Below are 20,768 nucleotides of genomic sequence, written 5' to 3' on the forward strand. Positions count from 1 at the left end.
GGGTCGGGCCGCCGGGCGCGGATGACATGGATCACAGAGAAAGTGGGGCCTCCGTGCACAACTGTCCATGTATGCGCGGTTTATGCGTCCTGTGGGTGAGCTGTGCGTGATCTTCGCGACTGAGCGCGTTCAATTCCCCCTTTTCCGGGGGCTTATTCCGGTCATACGATCACGGCATCGTCGCGCCGCGTGAGGTTCCCGCAGGAGCGACTCCCTCTTTGCTTTGTCGTCACCGACCACTCCTGACCAGAAAAGGTCCACCTTGAAGATTCGCCGCATTCTCGCGACGGCCGTGGCCGCCGCCGTGACGACTCCCGTCGTCTTCCTGTCGGCCGCCCCGGCGTTCGCCGACACCAAGCCGGCCGCTCCCGCCCAGACGCAGGAGCAGCAGCCGACGATCGACCAGCTGAAGAAGGACGTCGAGGCCGCGCAGAAGGCGTACGACGCCGCTCTCCTCACCGTGGAGGAGCTCATAGAGGCCCTGGAGGCCTTCAGCAAGCCCGAGCACGAGCTTCAGGTGGCCCTCGCCGCCGCGAAGACGGCCGCCGCGGAGGCCGCCACCAAGAAGACCGCCGCCGACGCCGAGGTCGTGGAGGCCCAGGCCGCGCTCGACGCGCTGGCGCCCGAGGCCACCCCCGAGGAGAAGGCCGCCGCGGAGCAGGCCCTCACCGACGCGAAGACGGCCGCCGCCGAGGCCGCCACCGCGAAGACCGCCGCTGACGCGGAGGTCGTGAAGGCGGACACGAAGATCGACGACGAGCGGGTCGCCACCGCCAGGAAGATCGGCGAGGCCCAGAAGGTCAGGGACGGGGCCCTCAAGACCCTGAACGCCGCCAAGGAGGCCCTGAAGAAGGCCGAGGAGGAAGCGGGCGAGGAGGAGCCGCCGCCGTACGAGGACTGCTTCCCCGACGAGAAGTTCACCTCCGTGGTGACCGGTCTGCCCTCGAAGGTCGTCGCCGGCACCACGGTCGAGTTCAAGCTGACCCTGACCAACGGCACCGAGCGGACGATCGACGAGGCGTACGCCTTCGTCGCCCTGAACGCCTTCGACGAGAAGGGCCTCAAGCCCCTCGACAAGTACCTCGACCTGGAGTGGAACTCCGGGGGCACGTGGAACGACGTCCCCGTCGCCGAGGAGCTGCCGGTCGGCACCCTGAAGTCCAAGACCTCCGCCGACATCAAGCTCCGCCTGAAGGTGGACGCGGACACCCCGGCCGGCCAGGGCATCACCTTCTCCGCGGGTGACTTCTGGAACGAGGACGGGACCTGCGGCGGCACGCCGGACCTGACCGAGTACGAGTTCGACATCCTCGCCAAGGGCAGCACGCCGGGCAAGGTGGAGGACGCCAAGGGCACCCCCGGCACCAAGAACACCACCCAGCAGGGCGCCACCTCCACCACCCCGGTCACCAACGGCACGCTCGCCAAGACCGGTTCGAGCGACGCCAATGCGCAGCTCGCCCTCGCGGGCGCCGCGGCCGTCGCCATCGGCGCCGGCGCGATGATCGTCGTCCGCCGCCGTAAGGCCGGCGCGGACGCCTGATCCGTAGGCTGAACGAAGGGCCCGCGTTCCACGAGGAACGCGGGCCCTTTCCGTGCTGCTCAGCCCGCCGTGCGCGGAATCGTCTTCTCCCAGGTGCGGTGGAAGACGACCTCGCCGCCCTCCTTGCACACCACCTCGTTCGACGTCATGAACGCGTCCGCGTCGCACGTGATCTCCGAGCGGGAGTCGACCGTCACGTCCCACGCCACGTCCGGCCGGTGCAGGCGGATCCGCCAGTCGGAGCGGGTGTGGGCCGACAGGGGGTCGTTCTCGGTGATCGTGTACGTCTCCAGCGCGTCCTCGGTGAACTCCAGGCCGTCCGGGTAGACCCGCGTACCGCCGTAGCGCGGGTCCACCTCAAGGCGCCACTCGCCCTTGGCCACGTCCCGTACCAGCAGGCGCTCCGGGCGGGGCTCCTCCAGGGTCGCCGGGATCACCACGCTCAGGGGTTCGGACTGTTCCGGCTCCTGCCACTCGACCGCGTCGGTCGTGGGGCCGCGGACCGGGAGGGTCAGGTGTGAGGTGACCGGGTCCAGGGTGAAGCCCGCCGCGTCCGGCTGGGGCCAGATCCAGGGCCAGTACGCGGAGGAGACGGCGAGGCGCACCCGGTGGCCGGGCGGGAAGGTGTGGCCGATGCCGTTCAGCTCGAAGACGAAGTCCTCGGACTCGCCGACCTGCGCCTCCACCGCCCGGTCGCGGCCGTAGCGGGCGGAGAAGTTCAGTACGCCCCGGGTGACCAGGGTCGACGAGCCGTCAGGCGCGACGTCGCAGAGGCGGGCGATGACCTGGCCGGTGGGGGCCGGGGTCGTCAGCGACAGGCTCACCTTCGGGCGGCCCAGGATCTCGATCGGACCGACCTCCTCCGGTACCGGGAAGTCGAAGCAGGCCGAGTGGGCGTCTTCGTCACGCTGGTCCGGCGGCAGGTCCGCGTCGTTGCCGAACGGGAAGAAGCGGCCCGCGTCCAGGCCCGTCGGCTGGGGGGAATCCACCAGGACCGGGCCGCCCTGGAACGCGTACGTCATCGGGGTGACGTTCGGCGAGGGCCAGGCCGGGTCGGCCACCCAGCGGCCCGGCAGCTCCTCGTAGACGGTCGCCGGCGGGTGCGACGCGCTGATCCAGGAGCGCAGCAGCGGTTCGGCCATCACGTCGTTGTCCGCGCCCTTGAGGTGGTGGTCCCACCAGCGCAGCGTCTCCTGGAGGAAGCCGATCGCCGGGCCCGGCGGAAGCCCGCGGTCCGGGTACTGGTGCGACCACGGGCCGATGATGCCCCGCACCCGGTCCTGCGGGAGGTGCTCGACCAGCCGCAGCACGGTGTCCCGGTACGGGTCGTGCCAGCCGCCCACCGCCAGGACGGCCGCCCCGATCGCCCCGTACTCCTCGCAGACGCTGCCGTGCCGCCAGTACGCGTCCCGGGTCTGGTGGGCCAGCCAGGTGTGGATCAGGGGGTTCACGGCCTCCAGGCGCCGCAGCCACATCTCCCGCCACTCCTCGCCCACGTGCAGCGGGTCCGGCGGCCGGCAGACGAAGGCGAGCATGGTCGCCGCCCAGGCGTGCATGTCGACGGCGAGAACAGATCCGCCCATGTAGTGGACGTCGTTGTCGTAGCGGTCGTCGGTCGAGCAGACCGTGACGATCGCCTTCAGCGGCTCGGGCGCGAGCGCGGCGATCTGGAGCGAGTTGAAGCCGCCCCAGGAGATCCCGAACATGCCGACCTTCCCCGTGCACCAGGGCTGTTCGGCGAGCCAGTTCACCACCGCCACGCCGTCCGCCAGCTCCACGGGGTCGTACTCGTCGCCCGGCAGCCCCTCGCTGTTGCCGTGCCCGCGCACGTCGACGCGTACGGAGGCGTAGCCGTGCCCGGCGTACCAGGGGTGGCGCTGCCGGTCGCGGGGCGCCGTCCAGTCGCTCAGGCGGTACGGGAGGTACTCCAGGAGGGCGGGGACGGGCTCGTCGGTGACCGGGCGCCAGATCCGGGCGTACAGCCGCGTGCCGTCCGGGAGCGGGATCCGGACGTCCTCGTGGGTCGTCTCGTACGGGAACTCGGTGCGGATGCGCATGACGGGCCTCCACGGACCTCAGTGGACGGGGTGCATGGTGCGGCGCAGCCAGGGCGCCATGGCGATCACGACGAGGCCCGCGACGACCGCGATGGCTCCGTTGACGCCGAAGTAGGCGGGCTTGGAGACGTCGTCGTACAGCTTCACCGTCTGCGCCTGGATGCCGTTGGCGAGCGCGAGGGAGAGGAACCAGAGCGACATGGTCTGGCTGGAGAAGGCCTTCGGCGCGAGCTTGCTGGTCGCGGACATCCCGGAGGTCTCCAGGAGCACGTCACCGAGGCCGAGCAGCAGGTACGAGCCGACGATCCACCAGGCGGCCATCCGGTACGTGTCGTCCGTGTGCCCGGACGTCGGCACCACCATCAGCAGGAACGACAGGCCGCCGAGGATCACGCCGAAGGCGATCTTGTTGGAGGCGTGCGGCTGCTTGTGCCCCATCCGGGCCCAGGCGGCGGCCACGACGGGCGCGAGCGCCACCTCGAAGGCGCCGAGGGCGGAGGCGTACCAGCTGGCCGGGAAGTCGAAGCCGAGGATGGTGGTGCGGGCGTTGGTGGAGGCCAGCAGGATCATCGTCGAGTACGCCTGGAAGAGGATGAAGTTGAAGACCACCGAGGCCAGGAAGAGCACGATGTACGGCTTCAGCCGCCCGCGCTCCTCCGGGGTGACCCGGGGGCTCCTGAACATCACCCAGAAGTAGACGACCGGGGCGATCAACGAGATGAGCGTCAGCAGGTCGACGAAGCGGTCCATCGTCAGCAGGCCGAGTCCGGCCAGCAGGCCGCCCAGGGCGCCCACGACGACCACGCCGAGGACGATCATCCGGATCGCGTGGCGCATCGCGTCGGGGGCGAGCGCGAACTCGGCGGAGTGCTTGCGCCCGGCCAGGTGACGGCGGCCCAGGACGTACTGGATCAGGCCGAAGGTCATGCCGATGGCCGCCGCCGAGAAGCCCCAGTGGTAGCCCCGGTGCTCGGCGAGCCAGCCGGTGATCAGCGGTCCGGCGAAGGCGCCGATGTTGATCGCCATGTAGTAGAGCGCGAAGCCCGCGTCGCGGCGGTCGTCGTCGGTGGCGTAGAGCTTGCCGACCATGGTGGCGACGTTCGGCTTGAGCAGGCCGGTACCGGCGCTGATCAGGCCGAGGCCCACCCAGGTCATACCGGCCGTCGGCACGGCCATGGAGTAGTGGCCGAGCGCGATCAGGACGCCGCCCCACAGGACGGCGCGGTACGAGCCGAGGATGCGGTCCGCGAGCCAGCCGCCGGCCACGGACACCAGATAGACGAGCGTGCCGTACGCGGCCGCTACGGAGGCCGCCGTGCCCGCGTCCATGCCCAGGCCCTCGTTGGTGACCGTGTCGGCGAAGTAGAGGACGAGGATCGCCTGCATGCCGAGGAAGGAGAACCGCTCCCAGACCTCCAGACCCGAGAGGGTGAGGAGCCCCTTCGGCTGGCCGAAGAAGGCATGATCGTCTTCAGGCGGCGGCCGCTCGCCGTTCGTGTCGATATCGATCACTGTTCGGGACAAAACGCCTACTCCTGGTCGTATGAACTGATCACGAACATACCGGGGGTGGCGGGAAGGCGCCCATGGTGATCGAAACGCGACCGGATACGCTGACTTGAGTGAATCGAGCGACACATCGACAATCCGTGTGATCGTCGGCAGTGATTGCGCGGTCGTACGGCAGTGGTACGGCAGTGGTTCGGCAGTGGTTCGGCAGTGGTTCGGCAGTGGTTCGGCAGTGGTTCGGCAGTGGTTCGGCAGCAGAAGCAGGCGTCAGCAGACAGGAGACCCCCTCGTGACCGTCGTCGGGCCGTTCGGTCTTAGCGTGCGGGACCAGGCTCTTGAGGCCGATGTCCAGACCGGATTGGCGGCCGTGGAGGCAGGGCTCCTGGACGCCACCAAGAGCGAGATCCCGTTCATCACGGAGGCCGCGCAGCATCTCGTCCTGGCAGGTGGCAAGCGTTTCCGGCCACTTCTGGTGATGCTCGCCGCCCAGTTCGGCGACCCGTACGCGCCGGGTGTCGTGCCCTCGGCCGTCGTCGTCGAGCTCACCCACCTGGCGACCCTCTACCACGACGACGTCATGGACGAGGCGGACGTGCGGCGCGGGGTGGACAGCGCGAACACCCGATGGGGGAACTCCATCGCCGTCCTGACGGGTGACTTCCTCTTCGCCCGCGCCTCGCACACGCTGGCGGACCTCGGACCCGAAGCCGTACGGATCCAGTCCGAGGCGTTCGAACGTCTGGTCACCGGCCAGATCCTGGAGACGGCCGGCCCGCAGGGCGACCGCGACCCGGTCGACCACTACCTCGACGTCCTCGGTGGCAAGACCGGCTCGCTGGTCGCCGTCTCCTGCCGCTTCGGCGCGATGATGTCCGGCGCGGACGAGAGCGTCGTCGACATCCTCACCCAGTACGGGGAGCGGCTCGGCGTCGCCTTCCAGCTCGCCGACGACGTCCTGGACATCGCCTCCGACTCGCACGAGTCCGGCAAGACCCCGGGCACGGACCTCCGCGAGGGCATCCCGACCCTGCCGGTCCTCCACCTGCGGGCCGCCGCGGCGGCGCACGGGAGCCCGGAGGACGTGGAGCTGGTCGAGCTGATCGACGGCGACCTCGGCGACGACGCCCGGCACGCGGAGGTCCTGCGGCGGCTGCGCGTCCACCCGGCCCTGGAGCAGGCCCGGCGGGACACCGTCCGGTTCGCCGAGGAGGCCCGGGCGATGCTGGCGCCGCTGCCCGACGGGTACGCGAAGTCGGCTCTGATGGAACTGTGCGACGCGGTGGTCCACCGGGCGGGCTGAGCGGCCCCCGGGAGCGCGGGCGGCGGGTACCGGGCCACCGGTGATCCCCCGCTCGGGGCAGGGGCCCTAAGGGTCTGTCATCCCATAGCAGTACGTGAGGTTGAGTCCGGAGTCTGACGATTCCGAGCCGCCGGTTTGGTCAGATGGAGTCATCGACCACGGAGGTTAGGACAGACCATGGCAGAGACCCGTAAGGCGAGCCGCTACGTCGTCCCGTTCGCGGTGGCCGGAGTGGCCGCGGCGACGATCGGACTGGTACCGGCGCTGGCGGCGTCCGGCGACCCCGATCTGCCGGAGATCACGGCACAGCAGCTGATCGAGAAGATCGCCGCGTCGGACACGCAGACGCTGTCCGGCACGTTCAAGGTGACCACGGACCTCGGCCTGCCGTCGGTGGCCGGGCTCGCCGACAGCTTCATGGACGGCGCGGCGTCCGGCGCCGCGGGCGGCGGCACCCCGTCCACGGACCCGACCGAGATGCTGACCAAGCTGATCTCGGGCTCGCACACGCTGCGTGTGGCGGCGGACGGCCCGGACAGGCAGAAGCTGACGATCCTCGACGGCTCCGACGAGTACAGCCTGATCCACAACGGCGACGACGTCTGGGCGTACGACAGCAAGTCCAACGAGGTGTTCCACGAGAAGGGCGCCTCCTCGGAGGGTCCTGCCGGCGAGAAGGCGGACAAGGAGCTGCCGGGCACGCCCAAGGAGCTCGCGGACGAGGTCCTGAAGGCGGCCGGCGACACGACGTCGATCACGGTCGGCGGTACGGCGACGGTGGCCGGCCGGGACGCGTACCAGCTGGTGATCAAGCCGAAGCAGAGCGGCTCGACGGTCGACTCGGTGAAGATCGCGGTGGACGCGAAGACCGGCACGCCGCTGAAGTTCACGCTGGCGTCGGTCGAGGGCGGCAAGCCGGTCATCGACGCGGGCTTCACGAAGGTCGACTTCGGCAAGCCGGCGGCCTCGACGTTCGACTTCAAGGCCCCCAAGGGCGCGAAGGTGACCGAGGGTCTGAACGAGGACGGCGAGCCGGAGCACCGGAAGGCGCCGAAGGACGTCGAGAAGGACCTGGAGAAGGAGTTCGGCGGCCTGGACGGCCTCTTCGGCGGCGCGATGCCCGGGGCTTCCTCGGACGGTCAGGGCATGAACGTCATCGGCGAGGGCTGGACGACGATCGCGACGTACGACACCGGCGCCAAGGCCCCGAAGACGGACGAGGCCCCGAAGGAGGTCCAGGGCTTCCTGGACTCGCTCGGGGACGAGGTCAACGGGAAGTTCGGCTCCGGCACCGTCTTCAAGACGAAGATCGTGAACGCGCTGATGACGGACGACGGCAAGGTGTACGTCGGAGCGGTGACGAAGCAGGCGCTCGTGGACGCGGCGAACGCGGCGAAGTAGCGCGCGTCAGGCGGAGTGGGACCCCGGGTGGGTCGGGGGCGATGGTCACCGACCCACCCGGGCGCTTTTGGTACTGCAGGACCTACGGGACCTACGGGAACGTCAGCTTGACGCTGTTGATGTAGCCGGTGTCGATCGCGGCCGTGTCCTGGACGCGCAGCTTCCAGGCGCCGTTGGCGACCTCCGAGGAGGCGTTCACGGTGTAGGTCTGGACGAGGTTGTCGGCGCTGCCGCCGGACCGGTTGTGCAGGTTGTAGACCGAGCCGTCGGGGGCGACGAGGTCGACGACGAGGTCACCGCGATAGGTGTGGACGATGTTCACGTCCACCTTGAGCGTGGCCGGCGCGTTGCCGGTGACGCCGGTGACGTTGACCGTGGAGGTCACCGCGGCGCCGTTGTCCGGGATGGACACGTCGGCGGTGTTCTCGAAGACCGTGCCGGTGGGCGGCGTCGTCGTACCGGCCGACAGGGTCCAGATCGCGTTGGCGATGGCGTCGCTGTTGCGGTCGAGGGCGGTGTCGTTGATGCTCGAGGTGGTGTCGCAGGAGGAGTGGTAGCAGCGGTCGAAGGCCGTGGCCGTACCGCCCCACTTCTGGACCTGGGCGCTGCTCTTCACCCGGCTGGCGCCGGTGAACAGACCGCCGACGGGGATGCCGACGTTCTTGAACGAGGCGTGGTCCGAGCGGCCGTCGCCCTCGGTCTCGATCTCGGTGGGGACGCCGAGGCCGGCGTAGTAGTCCTTGAAGGTCTGCTCGATGGCCGGGTCGTCGTCGTAGACGAAGTAGCCGGGGTTCGGCGAGCCGATCATGTCGAAGTTCAGATACCCGGAGAACTTCGAACGCTCCGTGGTGGGCAGCTGGTTGACGTAGTACTTCGACCCGACGAGACCGAGCTCCTCGGCGCCCCACCAGCCGAAGCGCAGGTGCTTCGTCGGCTGGAGGTTGGCCCGGGAGACGGCGAGCGCGGTCTCCAGGACCGCGGCGGAACCGGAGCCGTTGTCGTTCATTCCGGCACCGGAGGAGACCGAGTCGAGGTGCGCCCCGGCCATGAGGACCTGGTTGGGGTCCCCGCCGGGCCAGTCGGCGATCAGGTTGTAGCCGGTGGCGCCGCTGGAGGTGAACTGCTGGACGGTGGTGGTGAATCCGGCCGCGTCCAGCTTGGCCTTCACGAAGTCGATGGACGCCTTGTAGCCGGGACGGCCGTGCGCGCGGTTGCCGCCGTTGGCGGTGGCTATCGACTGGAGGTCGGTGAGGTGCTGCTTGACGTTGGCCAGCGGTATGTCGGGCGCGGCGAGGGCGGCGGAGGGCGCCGCGTTCGCGGAGGCGCCGGTGAAGCCGGCGAGGGCGAGCGCGGCGACGGCGGAGAGCGCGGCGGCACGTCTGGGAACGGAGAACTTCATGTGGGGGCTCCGGATTCCGAACGGGGATGGGACGGAACGTGCGAGACGCCCCGGGGCGTGGGTGCCACGAGGCGCTGGAGCTGTGCGGGTGTTGCGTGGGCTGAATGTTCGGCGAGAATTTGACTTCTCGTCAAGAGCGGAAACCGGTCAGGGGTGTTCGCTCACCGGACGAGCGTGTCCGTGGCGTCTTCGACGGCTTCGCGTACGTCGGGGTCGGGGTCGTCGGCCAGCGCGCGGAGCAGATCGTCGACTCCGGGCCGGTTCCAGTACCCCACGCTCTCCACCAGGGCGGTGCGTACGGCGGGGTCGGGGTGACCCGCGAGCCGCGCCAGCCGCTCCAACGGACCGCGCCTGCGCAGCGCGTACCAGTGCAGCACCTCGCGCAGCGCGACGGAGTCCCCCTCGGCCTCGGCGGCATCGAGTCGCGCCAGCAGGACCCGGGGCGGGGGCGGCGGACCGTCCAGCGGGTGCGGCCGGCGTTCGCGCAGCCTCCGTGCGCCGTAACCCCCGCGCGCCTGGCATCCGAAGCAGGTGCACGGCGTGACACCGTGGGCGCCGGGGAGGTACCGCCAGCCGTTGACCTGCCGTACGGCCCTGACGGCCCGGACCTCGCCGCGCGCGACGGCCCGGGGCAGGAACACCTCCCACCCCAGCGGCTCGTCCAGCGCCCGTATCCGCCGCACGGCCTCGCTCGCCGTCACGGCAGCGGGCTCCCGCTCGCTGTACCGCCCGACGGTGACGGGCTCCCCGTCCGCGACCTTGACGTGCACGGCGACGAGTCCGCGCGGGCCGGGCCGGCGGGCCAGCTCGCGGAGCCACTGGTGGGTGAGCGTGTACGAGGGCAGGACGGGGAACAGGTACACGCCCCGCCGCTGCCGCCCGAGCGCCTTGATCCCGGCGCGCCGGGATGCGCGGGGCGTTCGCGGCGGGCGTGAGGTGCACGAAGGTGGCCATACGGGCCAGGGTCGTGGGCGGGGTGGCCCGGCCGCAACGGGTTTGTGGACGCCCCGAAAGAAACCTCCGGACCGCGGTCACACGTCCGGCCGTGGATCCGTCGGTGCTGTGAAGACGCCAACCGGGCCACCGACCAGGCCGACACAAGGAGAGCAGCCATGACGAACCCGAACCCGAACCCGAACCCGAACCCGAGCCCCTCCGTCTCCCGCATGCCGAACCCTGGGGAGTTCGTGCCCGAGTTGGCCGATGTCAGTGCCGCGCTGTTCCGGGCCACGGGCAACCGCTCGGTGCCGCGTTCCACGATGAGCCTCGTCCACCTGCGGGCGGGCCAGATCGTCAACAACACTTACCTGACCGTCCTGAACACCGCCTTCCTGCGCAAGGCCGGCGTGTCCGAGGAGCGCATCACCGCTGTCTCCTCCTGGCAGGACGCCCCGTACTTCACCGATGCCGAGCGCGCCGCCCTGGCCCTGCTGGAGGCGACCCTCCAGCCCGCCCCGCACGGCAAGGAGCGCGTCTCCGACGAGCTGTACGCCGAGGTGGCGAAGCACTACGACGAGAAGGCGCTGGCCACCCTCACCATCGTGATCGGCCAGATCAACTTCTTCATCGCCCTGGCCGTCATCGGCAAGCCGCAGCCGGTAGCCTCCCTGGCGGACCAGCAGTGGGACTGACCCGGCTCCACGGCTCGGTGGTCAGTAGCTCCGACGGCTCACGGAGCGCGGCGTCCGAAATCCGCCAGCGTGCGCGGGCGCGGGCGCGTGAGGCTGGGGATATGACCACCTACACCGCACGCGCCATCGACGGCGAAGCCCTCGCCGAACTCCGGATCGTGGACGACGCCGGCCAGCCCTGCGTCCCGTTCACCGCCACCGAGAGCCTCGGCCCGCTGCGCTGCTGCCTCCGGTCCGTCGAGGCGGGGGACAGGATCGCCCTCGTGTCCTACGCGCCGCTGCGCCGCTGGGCCGCCGCGACCGGGGCGAAGCCGGGGGCGTACGACGAGCAGGGGCCGGTCTTCATCCACGCCGAGCAGTGCGACGGGCCCGCGCCGGGAGCGGAGGCGTACCCCTTCGACCGGACCGGCGCGCTGCGCACCCTGCGGCGGTACGACTCCGAGGGGCGGATCGTCGGCGGCCGTCTCCTGGAGATCCCGGCCGAGGCGACCGAGGGCTTCGACCAGGCCTTCACGGAGGCCTTCGCCGACCCTCGGGTCGCGCTCGTGCACGTCAGGGCCGTCGAGTACGGCTGCTTCCAGTTCGAGGTCCGGCGCGCCCAGGGCCTGTCCGGCGGGTGAACGTCACTGCACGCAGAACTCGTTGCCCTCCGGGTCCGCCATGACGACCCAGGTGGACCCGTGCTCCGACACCCGGCGCAGGGCCGAGGCGCCCAGGGACTCCAGGCGGGCCACCTCCGCGTCGCGGGCGTCCGGGCCCGGGTGGAGGTCCATGTGGAGGCGGTTCTTGACGGTCTTCTCCTCCGGGACCCGCTGGAAGAGGATCCTGCGCCCGAGACCGGCCCCCGACTTCTCCTCGTACGAGTCGCCCGGGTGCCGGACAGCGGCCAGATCACGCCATGCGCGCCGCCCGTCCGGGAGCCTGATCGACAGCTCGGGCGGGGCGGCGCCGGCGTCGAGGAGACCCTCGATGAGGGCCGTGTGGTCCTCGTCCACATAGTTGAGCGCGGCGGCCCAGAACGCGGCCTGGGCGTGCGGGTCGGCGGTGTCGACCACGAGCGTCCAGTGGACGGGTGTGGTCGTGGCGGCAGCAGTGGCGTCAATCATGGGGTCAGTCATAGCGGCTGGCCCCGCCCGTTGCCCGTCGGCGCGCGTCAGGCCGTCGCTGCGCGTCAGGCCGTCGCCGCGCGTCAGGCGGTGGCGGGCACGGCCTCCGCCGTCTCCCTCTCGTCGTACGCCTCCCGCGCCGCCGCGATCTCGTTCTGGTGCCGCTCCGTCCACGTCACCAGCGAGCGGATGGTCGTGTGCAGCGTCCCGCCCAGCGGCGTCAGTTCGTAGTCCACGCGCGGCGGGACCACCGGGTGCACCGTCCGCTTCACCAGGCCGTCCCGCTCCAACTGCCGCAGCGTCACCGTCAGCATCCGCTGGCTGACCCCGTCGATCTCCCGCTTCAGCTCCGAGAATCGCAGCTTCCGGCGGTCGAGCAGGGCGATGACGAGCAGGGACCACTTGTCGGCGACCCGGTCGAGGATCTGCCGTACCTCACAGTCCTCCCGGGTGTCCCACTGGAAGGGGTCGGTGTCCCCCGACTGCCCGTCGGCGTAGGTCACTTCGCAGTGCCTCGGTGACTTCAAAGTGCCTTCTTCCATGGCATCGGATCCTGCCGCAGGATCGAGGTGGTTACAAGAGGGAACCGACCCTCTGGCCGGTAACCGCTCCTCCCCCTCCCTGCCCTGGAGACAGCCGTGTCCGCATCCACCTCCACCCCCTCCGCCACCTCCCTCCCCGCACGTGCCTGGGCCCTTCTCCTCGTCCTCTGCGGCACGATCTTCCTCGAAGGCATCGACGTCGCCATGCTCGCCGTCGCCGTGCCCAGCATCAGATCCGATCTCGACCTGTCCACCGGCACCGCGGCCTGGGTGATGTCCGCGTACGTCCTCGGCTACGCCGGCTTCACCCTCCTCGGCGGCCGCGCCGCCGACCTGCTCGGCCGCCGCCGGATGTTCCTCGGCTGGCTCGTCGTCTTCCTGCTCTTCTCCGGGCTCGGCGGCTTCGCCCAGGACGGCTGGATGCTGATCACCGCCCGCTTCATGACCGGCGTCGCCGCCGCGTTCATGACCCCCGCCGCGCTGTCGATCATCACGACCTCGTACGCCGAGGGGCCGCAGCGCAACCAGGCGCTGCTCGTCTTCGCCGGCACCGCCGCCGGCGGCTTCTCCCTCGGCCTCGTCATCGGCGGGCTGCTCACCCAGCTCGGCTGGCGCTGGGTCTTCTTCGCGCCCGTCCTCCTCGCGACGGCCGTCCTGCTCGCCGCGCTGCGCCTGGTCCCGAAGGAGCCGCGCCCGGAGCGGGCGGCCGGCGGCTTCGACCTGGCGGGCGCACTGACGGCGGCCGGGTCGATGCTGCTGCTCGCGTTCGCGATCGTACGGCTCGAGCACGGCCTCGACGGCTGGCGGTTGACCGCGCTCGTGGCCGCCGCGGGTCTCGCCCTCGCCGGGGTGTTCGTCGCCGTCGAGCGGCGGGCCGCCGCCCCGCTCGTACGTCTCGGACTGCTGCGCAAGGCGTCGACCGTCCGGGCCGACCTCGGGGCGCTGCTCTTCGTCGGCTCGTTCTTCGGCTTCCAGTTCGTCGCCACGCTCTACCTCCAGGAGCTGCGCGGCTGGTCCTCGCTGGAGACGGCGTTCGCGCTGATCGTGATGGGCGTCGACGCGGTCCTCGCCCCGACGCTCACGCCGAGGCTGGTGGCGCGGTTCGGCAACGGCCGGGTGATCCTCGGCGGGTTCGTGCTCGCGGTCCTCTCGTACGCGCTGTTCCTGCCGGTCGGCCCGGACTGGTCGTACGCGGCGATGTTCCCGACCCTGCTGCTGTCCGGGCTCGCCTTCTCCCTCGCGTACGGGCCGCTGACGATCGCCGCGACGGACGGCATCGCGGAGGAGGAGCAGGGGCTCGCGAGCGGGCTGCTTACGACGGCGACACAGTTCGGCTCGGCGGTCGGCATCTCGCTGGTGACGGCGGTGTACGGGATCGTCGGCGGCGGACTCGACGGGTTCCGGGCAGCCCTCGTCGTACCGGTGGCGATGGTGGCGCTCGGCTCGGTGATCGCGGCGACGGGCCTGCGGGGGCGCACCCCGGAGGCCCCGGAGGCCCCGGAGGCCGCCGAGGCCGAGGCGGCCTCGGGGGGTGCGACCAAGGTCACCGTCTCGTGATCCCGGCCCAGCCGTAACGTGGACGAATGAACGATTCGCCCGACTGTCCGCTCGTCGGCGTGGCCGCCACGTACCTGCCCCGGCTCTCGGAGTTCGCCTCCGAGCCGGGGCTCGTGGCCGCCGTCGACCAGCACGCGGCGGCCGTGTGCGACGCCCTGATCCCGGCCCAGCGCCGCCCGGACGACACCCCCACCCTCCGGCGGACCGTGCGCCGGGAGGACCTGTCCGACTACGTCCTCGGCTTCACGGACTGGCTGGCGGAGGTCGACTGGGTCGAACCGGCCGGCCACGACTTCGCGACCCTGCGCCTGACGGCGGTGTGCTGGCTGATCCGGGAGTACGACCTGCTGGCGCGTTGAGCTCGGACCAGGCCGACGGGCCTGGCAGGCCTGCCAGGGCGAGGGGCGCCGGACGGGTCGGGGTGCCGGACAGTCGGTTCGGCCAGGCGTACGGCTTCGGTCAGCGTCCGACGGGGCGCACTATGCCGGCCGGGCCGGTGTGGGGGCTGCGGCAGCGTCGTGCGGGGCGGGCGCGACGGTCTCCGGGCCGTCCACCGAGGCGACGTCCGCTCCCGCGGCCTTGGCCGCCTCCGCCGCCGCGCGCTCCGCCGCCGCCAGCTCCGCCCGGCTCCGGTGAGCCGTCCGCAGCGCGTCCCACGTCAGGATCGTCAGCGCCAGCCACACCAGCGAGAAGCCCGCCCAGCGCTCGGGCGGCATCGCCTCGTGGAAGTAGAAGATGCCCAGCACGAACTGGAACATCGGCGCCAGGTACTGCAACAGCCCGAGCGTCGACAGCGGTACGCGGATCGCCGCCGCGCCGAAGCAGACCAGCGGCACGGCCGTCACCACGCCGGTCGCCGCGAGCAGCGCCGCGTGCCCGGCGCCCTCCGCGCCGAAGGTGGCCGAGCCCTGCGAGCCGAGCCACAGCAGGTACGCGAGGGCGGGCAGGAACTGGACCGCCGTCTCGGCCGCCAGCGACTCCAGGCCGCCGATGTTGACCTTCTTCTTCACCAGGCCGTAGACGCCGAAGGAGAAGGCCAGGATCAGCGAGATCCACGGCGGCCGCCCGTACCCGACCGACAGGACGACGACGGCCGTGGCCGCGACGCCGACCGCCACCCACTGCGCGGACCGCAGCCGCTCCTTCAGGAGCAGGACGCCGAGCGCGATGGTGACGAGCGGGTTGATGAAGTAGCCGAGGGAGGCCTCGACGACTTGGCCGGCGTTGACGGCCCAGATGTAGACGCCCCAGTTGACGGTGATCACCGCCGCCGCGAACGTGATCAGGCCCAGCTTGCGCGGGCTGCGCGCCAGGTCGCGTATCCAGCCCCAGCGCCGCACCACGAGCAGGGCGACGACGACGAAGGCAAGCGACCAGACCATCCGGTGGGCGAGGATCTCGACCGCCCCGGCCGGCTTCAGGAGCGGCCAGAAGAGCGGGACCAGGCCCCACATTCCGTAGGCACCGATCCCGTAGAGGAGACCTGCTCGTCCCTCGTCGTCCGTCTTCACCGAACCTCCTGCCCCGCGCCGCGCCGTTCAGACGAAGGTAGCGCCGCACGGGGCAGGCTGTCATGTCCGTACCGCGATACGGTCATTACTTTCGGGTGAAGGCTTACGCGAGCGCCGCCGCGATCGTCTCGGCCAGCGGGGTCGTCGGGCGGCCGATGAGGCGGGAGAGGTCGCCGGTCCGCCGGGCCAGCGCCCCGCGCTCGATGGCCTTGTCGACGTCCACGAGGATCGCGGCGAAGAACGGCGGGACGCCCGCGCCGGTCAGGATCTCCTCGTGCGTCTCGGCCGGGACGTTGCTGTACGCGATCTCCTTGCCGGTCTGGCGGGCGATCTCCGCCGCGTACTCGGCCAGCGACCAGGCGACGTCACCGCTCAGCTCGTACGCCCGGTTCACGTGCTCCTCGACCGGGCCGGCCAGGACGGCGGCGGCCGCGGCGGCGAAGTCGGCGCGGGTGGCGGAGGCGACGCGGCCCTCGCCGGCGTTGGCGACGACGGCGCCGTGGGCGAGGACGGGGGCGAGGTTGGCGGTGTAGTTCTCGGTGTACCAGCCGTTGCGCAGGAAGGTGTACGGCAGGCCCGAGTCCAGGATCAGCGTCTCCGTCGCGCGGTGCTCGGCGGCCAGGTCGAAGTCGGCCTCCGGTCCGCCGAGGATGCCGGTGTACGCGAGCTGGGCGACGCCGACGGCCTTCGCCGCGTCGATGACGGCGGTGTGCTGGGCCACGCGCTGCCCGACCTCGCTGCCGGAGATCAGCAGGACGCGGTCGCCGGCCGCGAAGGCGCCGGCGAGGGTTTCCGGCTTGCTGTAGTCGGCGATCCGCAGCTCGACGCCGCGCTCGGCGAGGTCGGCGGCCTTCGCCTTGTCGCGGACGACGGCGACGACGGACTCGGCGGGGACCCGGGTCAGCAGCTCGTCGACGACGAGACGGCCGAGCTGTCCGGTGGCTCCGGTGACGACGATGCTCATGGGGGTTCCTTCTCTGCGGGGGCTTTCCGTTTGCGTTCCGTACTGCACTCACCGTACGAGCGGCGCTAACCTTTCGAAAGTACCCACTTTGAAGTAAGGTACTGGCATGGCGGTAAGTGAGGAGCTCGATAGTCTGCTGGCCGGCTTCGACGGCGGCACCATGTGCCCGTCCCGGCTCGTCCTGGAGCACGTGACCAGTCGGTGGGGCGTGCTGATCCTGATCGCGCTGAGCGAGCGTTCGTACCGCTTCAGCGAGCTGCGGCGCCGGGTCGGCGGGGTCAGCGAGAAGATGCTGACCCAGACGCTCCAGACACTGGAGCGCGACGGCTTCGTCCACCGCGACGCCAAGCCGGTCATCCCGCCCCGCGTCGACTACAGCCTCACCGCCCTGGGCGAGGAGGCCGCGGGCCGTGTCCGCGAGCTGGCCCGGTGGACCGATGCCCGCGTCGCGGCGGTCGAGGAGGCGCGCGCCCGCTACGACACGGCGCGTCGCGAGGCGGCTACGAGATCGTCCCAATGAGGCCTTAAACAGGGCCTGTTGAGCCCCTGCGTCGTACGATCTCCTCACCATTTTCCGGGCAATGCGTGAGCGTGGGGGATACGTGACGTACGGGTACGGAAGAGTGCTGCGCGTCTGCGGGGGCTTAGTGGCCTGCGGCGTGATCCTGGCCGGTGCGGCCGGCTGCTCGGACGCGGGGGGGGGCGACGAGGGCAAACGTCCGGCGGACAAGGCGAGTTCCTCCGAAACGCCGAACGCGTCACAACCGGCACCCACCTCCGTCCCCACGAAGCTCGGTTTCACCGCGGACCCGAAGCGAGCCCCGAAGACCGAGGCCGACGCCAAGCGGCTCGCGCTCGAAGTCGTCGCGGGCCCCGAATCCTGGGGCTCGGACTACGTGAAGCGCACCCCGTACCTCAGCGGCGACGACTACTGGCCCGTCCTCGACACCGGGTGCACCTGGGAGGCCGGTACCCGCCCGCGCGGCGTGCTCCACAGCGTCACCGCCTACAGCGAGGTGCCCGCCGCCGAGGGCAAGGGGCTGCTGCGGGTCTCCGCGACGGTCACCGTGCACCGCACCGAGTCGGACGCGGACTGGGAGATGGCCGAGACCCTGGAGGAGGCGCTCCGCTGCCCCGACCAGCGGCTGCGCGACGGGGAACGGATCAGCGGACTGCTGTCGCTCGGCAGCCCGTTCGGCGTCGGCGGCAACTTCACCGCGGTGGACTCGCTCCGCGAGGCGGGGACGTATCTCAACGACGCGGTCAAGGGTGAGCAGACGTACTCCTGGTACCAGTCCCGCGTCGGGCAGGTCACCGTCGCCGCCGTGGTCAAGGGCGCGCCCGGCCACATCGCCAAGGACATCGACCGCGCCCAGGTCCAGGCCCTCGTAGCCATGGTCGGCCGCGCCGAAGACCGTCTGGAGGCCCAGCAGTGAACCCCACCCCGGACGCCCCGAACGACGCAGAGCCCAACACCGGGGGCGACGCGGAGCCCGCCCCCCGCCCCGACGCGGAGCCCGCCGCCGGCGCCGAGCCCGATGCCGGCGCCGGGCAGGACCCCCGGTCCAACGCCGAGCCCGAGCCCCGGGAAGACGCCGAGCCCGCTGCCGGCGCCCGGCAGGATCCTCGGCTCGACCCCGAGCCCGAGCCCCGGCAAGACGCCGAGCCCGCTGCCGGCGCCCGGCAGGATCCTCGGCTCGACGCCGAGCCCGACCCCCGGCAAGACGCCGAGCCCGCTGCCGGCGCCCGGCAGGATCCTCGGCTCGACCCCGACCCCGACCCCGACCCCGAGCCCGAGCCCGAGCCCGAGCCCGAGCCCGAGCCCCGCCCCGATGCCGGGGCTCGGCCCGGTGGCCCGTTCTCCGCCGGGCGGGCCTCGTCCCCGTCCTCCGCCGGGCGGGCCTCGTCCCCGTCCTCCGCCGGGCGGGCCTCGTCCCCGCCCGGGGCCGTGCAGCCGCTGCTGCCCTCCGACGCGTCGGTGATCGCCGGGTACCGGCTGCTCGGGCGGCTTGGTGCGGGCGGCATGGGGGTCGTCTACCTCGGCCGTACGGACAACGGCGAACTCGCCGCCGTCAAGGTCACCCACGCCGACCGGGCCGACCAGGCCGACTTCCGCGCCCGCTTCCGCCGCGAGGTCGAGGCCGCCCGCCGGGTCTCCAGCCCCTGGGCCGTCCCCGTCACCGGCGCCGACCCGGACGCGCCCGAGCCGTGGATGGCGACCGCCTTCGTCCCCGGCCCCTCGCTCGGCGAGGCCGTCGCCGCGCACGGCCCGCTGCCGGAGCGGAGCGTACGGATCCTCGGCGGCGCGCTCGCCCGCGCCCTCGCGGCCGTCCACGCGGCCGGTCTCGTCCACCGGGACGTCAAGCCCGGGAACGTCCTGCTCGCCGTCGACGGCCCCCGCCTCATCGACTTCGGCATCGCCCGGACGACCGGCGAGACCGCGCTCACCTCCACCGACATGGTCGTCGGCACCCCCGGCTTCCTCGCCCCCGAACAGGCCGAGGCCCGTGCCGCCGAGATCGGCCCGCCCAGCGACCTGTTCGCCCTCGGCTGCCTCCTCGCCCACGCGGCGACCGGCCGACCGCCCTTCGGTACGGGGGCGGTGGACGCCCTCTTGTACCGCACGGTCCACGAGGAGCCCGACCTCGACGGCGTACCGGAGGCGCTGCTGCCGCTGGTGACCGCCTGCCTGGCCAAGGACCCGGCCGACCGGCCGACGGCGGAGGACGTACGGGCGCGGCTCGGGGCGGCCGACGGGCCGGCGGGGGACTGGCTGCCGCCCGGGCTGCCCGCGCTGATCGCCGAACGCTCCGCACGCGTCCTGGACCTGCCCGTCGCCGAACCGACCGTCGTCGTGCCCGAGGCCGGTCCCGCCCGCACCGCACCCTCCCGGCGGCGCTTCCTGGCCCTCGGCTCCGCCGCCGCCGTCGCCGGGGCGAGCGGGCTGACGGCCTGGCTGGTGAACAGTGACGGCACGTCCGGCGGCGGCCCGGGATCGGGCGGCGTCGGCGGCATGAGCGGCTCGGGGACCGGGGGTTCCGGGGCGTCCGGGGCCCGCCCCGCGTACACGATCGGCGTGCAGACCGACCTGAGCGGCACCGGCAAGGCGGCCGGACGCGCCCAGGAGCGCGGCGCGCGGCTGGCCGCCGAGACCTTCAACGCCCGCTCCGACCGGCCCTTCGACCTCGCGGTGAAGCTACGGGACGACGGGGGCGACGCACGCCGGGCGGGCGCCGTGGCACGGGAGTTCGCGGCCGACAAGGCCGTGATGGCCGTGCTCGGCCCCACCACCCGCGAGACCGTGGTCGCCGCCGCCGACACGTACGACGCCGCCATGCTGGTGTTCGCGACCGTCGCCGTCAGCATCGACCAGGGCGACCTCTCCACCCAGATCGTGAACCCGGCCTACCGCGAGCTGCGCGTCCATCACGACATGCTGCAACTGCCCTTCACCAGCGTGGCCCTCGTGCGCGGCGCCAAGCGGGTGTCGGTGGTGGAGGACCGGGCGGCGGGCGACTACAGCTGACGGATGGCCAACTCCGTACGGAGCACCATGAGCGTGGTCGGCGAGACGGTGACGAGCCATCAGATCGCTGCTACGAGTGAGGACTTCGGGACTCTGGTGCGCGAGGTCGTCGCCGCCCGCCCCGACGCCGTGCTCTACGCGGGCGACTCCGAGCGCCGCGCCGGACTGTGCGCCGAGGCGCTGGCGCAGCAGGGTTACGACGGTCTGTGCGGCGGTGTCGAGTACGCGCTGGGGCCGGAGTTCCTCCAGGTCGCGGGCCCGGCGGCGGAAGGCTGGTACTTCGGCACCAGCTATGTCGATCCGGCCCGGGTGCCGGCCGCAGGGGAGTTCACCGCCGCCTACCGCAAGCGCTGGGGGCTCGCTGGCACGGCACCGGTCGAACGGTTCGCGACCGAGGCGTACGACGCCGTGACGCTGCTTGCCGAGCGGATGCGCGGCCTGGTGACGGGCCAGAAGCTGGACATCGCGCGGGTCGCCGTACGGGGGGCGATGCGGACGTTCTCGTACCAGGGGATCGCGAAGAAGTACGGGTTCGAGGACCAGAACGTGATGATGTTCGGGTACAACAAGGAGATCTTCCTGTACCGGATCGAGCAGGGCGCCCCGCGCTTCCTCGGGCAGTTCGAGAAGGCGGCCGAAGACGAGAAGAAGCGCTGGAAGAAGGACTGAGGGGCCGCGGGCCCGTGGTGCGGGCCCGCGCCCCTCAGTCGTACGTCCGCTTC

General features: G+C 71.7%; 17 protein-coding genes and 1 pseudogene. 10 read left to right on the plus strand and 8 right to left on the minus strand.

Annotation, left to right across the window (positions count from 1 at the left end; translation table 11 throughout):
- Positions 1-262 precede the first annotated feature (262 nt).
- Positions 263-1,543: an LPXTG cell wall anchor domain-containing protein gene (locus Q5762_RS20160; protein WP_315893559.1), complete on the plus strand. Its 1,281-nt coding sequence runs from the start codon at positions 263-265 to the stop codon at positions 1,541-1,543.
- 59 nt (positions 1,544-1,602) lie between these two features.
- On the opposite strand, the gene Q5762_RS20165 is transcribed toward Q5762_RS20160, so the two are convergent.
- On the minus strand, positions 1,603-3,600 hold the full coding sequence (locus Q5762_RS20165) for a CocE/NonD family hydrolase (protein WP_315893560.1): 1,998 nt from the start codon (positions 3,598-3,600) through the stop codon (positions 1,603-1,605).
- 18 nt (positions 3,601-3,618) lie between these two features.
- Positions 3,619-5,124 (minus strand): peptide MFS transporter, encoded by a 1,506-nt coding sequence (locus Q5762_RS20170; RefSeq protein WP_315893561.1) that lies wholly within the window; start codon positions 5,122-5,124, stop codon positions 3,619-3,621.
- Positions 5,125-5,398: 274 nt separating this feature from the next.
- On the opposite strand from Q5762_RS20170, the gene Q5762_RS20175 reads away from it, so the two are divergent.
- The gene (locus Q5762_RS20175; RefSeq protein WP_315893562.1) at positions 5,399-6,409 is read left to right on the plus strand and encodes a polyprenyl synthetase family protein; all 1,011 of its coding nucleotides are present in this window, start codon (positions 5,399-5,401) and stop codon (positions 6,407-6,409) included.
- Between the two features lie 177 nt (positions 6,410-6,586).
- Positions 6,587-7,810 (plus strand): sigma-E factor regulatory protein RseB domain-containing protein, encoded by a 1,224-nt coding sequence (locus Q5762_RS20180; protein WP_315893563.1) that lies wholly within the window; start codon positions 6,587-6,589, stop codon positions 7,808-7,810.
- 91 nt (positions 7,811-7,901) lie between these two features.
- On the opposite strand, the gene Q5762_RS20185 is transcribed toward Q5762_RS20180, so the two are convergent.
- Positions 7,902-9,209 (minus strand): M28 family metallopeptidase, encoded by a 1,308-nt coding sequence (locus tag Q5762_RS20185; RefSeq protein WP_315893564.1) that lies wholly within the window; start codon positions 9,207-9,209, stop codon positions 7,902-7,904.
- 161 nt (positions 9,210-9,370) lie between these two features.
- On the minus strand, positions 9,371-10,072 hold the full coding sequence (locus tag Q5762_RS20190) for a HEAT repeat domain-containing protein (protein WP_315893565.1): 702 nt from the start codon (positions 10,070-10,072) through the stop codon (positions 9,371-9,373).
- A 249-nt stretch (positions 10,073-10,321) separates the two neighbouring features.
- On the opposite strand from Q5762_RS20190, the gene Q5762_RS20195 reads away from it, so the two are divergent.
- Together Q5762_RS20195 and Q5762_RS20200 are read left to right on the plus strand one after the other, a co-directional pair.
- Positions 10,322-10,840: a carboxymuconolactone decarboxylase family protein gene (locus Q5762_RS20195; RefSeq protein ID WP_315893566.1), complete on the plus strand. Its 519-nt coding sequence runs from the start codon at positions 10,322-10,324 to the stop codon at positions 10,838-10,840.
- A 101-nt stretch (positions 10,841-10,941) separates the two neighbouring features.
- Positions 10,942-11,460 carry a DUF1203 domain-containing protein gene (locus Q5762_RS20200; RefSeq protein WP_315893567.1) on the plus strand — a complete coding sequence of 173 codons (519 nt, stop codon included), beginning with the start codon at positions 10,942-10,944 and terminating at the stop codon, positions 11,458-11,460.
- 3 nt (positions 11,461-11,463) lie between these two features.
- Here the strand turns inward: Q5762_RS20200 and Q5762_RS20205 are convergent, their stop codons facing one another.
- Positions 11,464-11,946 (minus strand): VOC family protein, encoded by a 483-nt coding sequence (locus tag Q5762_RS20205; RefSeq protein WP_315893568.1) that lies wholly within the window; start codon positions 11,944-11,946, stop codon positions 11,464-11,466.
- An 83-nt stretch (positions 11,947-12,029) separates the two neighbouring features.
- Positions 12,030-12,488: a helix-turn-helix domain-containing protein gene (locus tag Q5762_RS20210; protein WP_315893569.1), complete on the minus strand. Its 459-nt coding sequence runs from the start codon at positions 12,486-12,488 to the stop codon at positions 12,030-12,032.
- A 96-nt stretch (positions 12,489-12,584) separates the two neighbouring features.
- On the opposite strand from Q5762_RS20210, the gene Q5762_RS20215 reads away from it, so the two are divergent.
- Positions 12,585-14,045 (plus strand): MFS transporter, encoded by a 1,461-nt coding sequence (locus Q5762_RS20215; RefSeq protein WP_315893570.1) that lies wholly within the window; start codon positions 12,585-12,587, stop codon positions 14,043-14,045.
- Between the two features lie 26 nt (positions 14,046-14,071).
- Positions 14,072-14,404: a DUF6401 family natural product biosynthesis protein gene (locus Q5762_RS20220; RefSeq protein WP_315893571.1), complete on the plus strand. Its 333-nt coding sequence runs from the start codon at positions 14,072-14,074 to the stop codon at positions 14,402-14,404.
- Positions 14,405-14,524: 120 nt separating this feature from the next.
- Here Q5762_RS20220 and rarD read toward each other — a convergent pair whose 3' ends face one another.
- A complete protein-coding gene (rarD, locus tag Q5762_RS20225) occupies positions 14,525-15,556 on the minus strand; it encodes an EamA family transporter RarD (protein WP_315893572.1) in 1,032 nt (343 codons plus the stop codon).
- Between the two features lie 103 nt (positions 15,557-15,659).
- The gene (locus Q5762_RS20230) at positions 15,660-16,520 is read right to left on the minus strand and encodes an SDR family oxidoreductase (protein WP_315893573.1); all 861 of its coding nucleotides are present in this window, start codon (positions 16,518-16,520) and stop codon (positions 15,660-15,662) included.
- Between the two features lie 106 nt (positions 16,521-16,626).
- On the opposite strand from Q5762_RS20230, the gene Q5762_RS20235 reads away from it, so the two are divergent.
- From Q5762_RS20235 to Q5762_RS40005, 3 genes and pseudogenes are all read left to right on the plus strand, one after another.
- Positions 16,627-17,040 carry a helix-turn-helix domain-containing protein gene (locus tag Q5762_RS20235; RefSeq protein WP_315893574.1) on the plus strand — a complete coding sequence of 138 codons (414 nt, stop codon included), beginning with the start codon at positions 16,627-16,629 and terminating at the stop codon, positions 17,038-17,040.
- 61 nt (positions 17,041-17,101) lie between these two features.
- The gene (locus Q5762_RS20240) at positions 17,102-17,956 is read left to right on the plus strand and encodes a hypothetical protein (protein WP_315893575.1); all 855 of its coding nucleotides are present in this window, start codon (positions 17,102-17,104) and stop codon (positions 17,954-17,956) included.
- Positions 17,957-18,498: 542 nt separating this feature from the next.
- A pseudogene (locus Q5762_RS40005) lies at positions 18,499-20,715 on the plus strand (bifunctional serine/threonine-protein kinase/ABC transporter substrate-binding protein).
- The last annotated feature ends 53 nt before the right edge of the window (positions 20,716-20,768 follow it).

The sequence above is a fragment of the Streptomyces sp. P9(2023) genome (assembly GCF_032436795.1).
Lineage (GTDB): Bacteria > Actinomycetota > Actinomycetes > Streptomycetales > Streptomycetaceae > Streptomyces.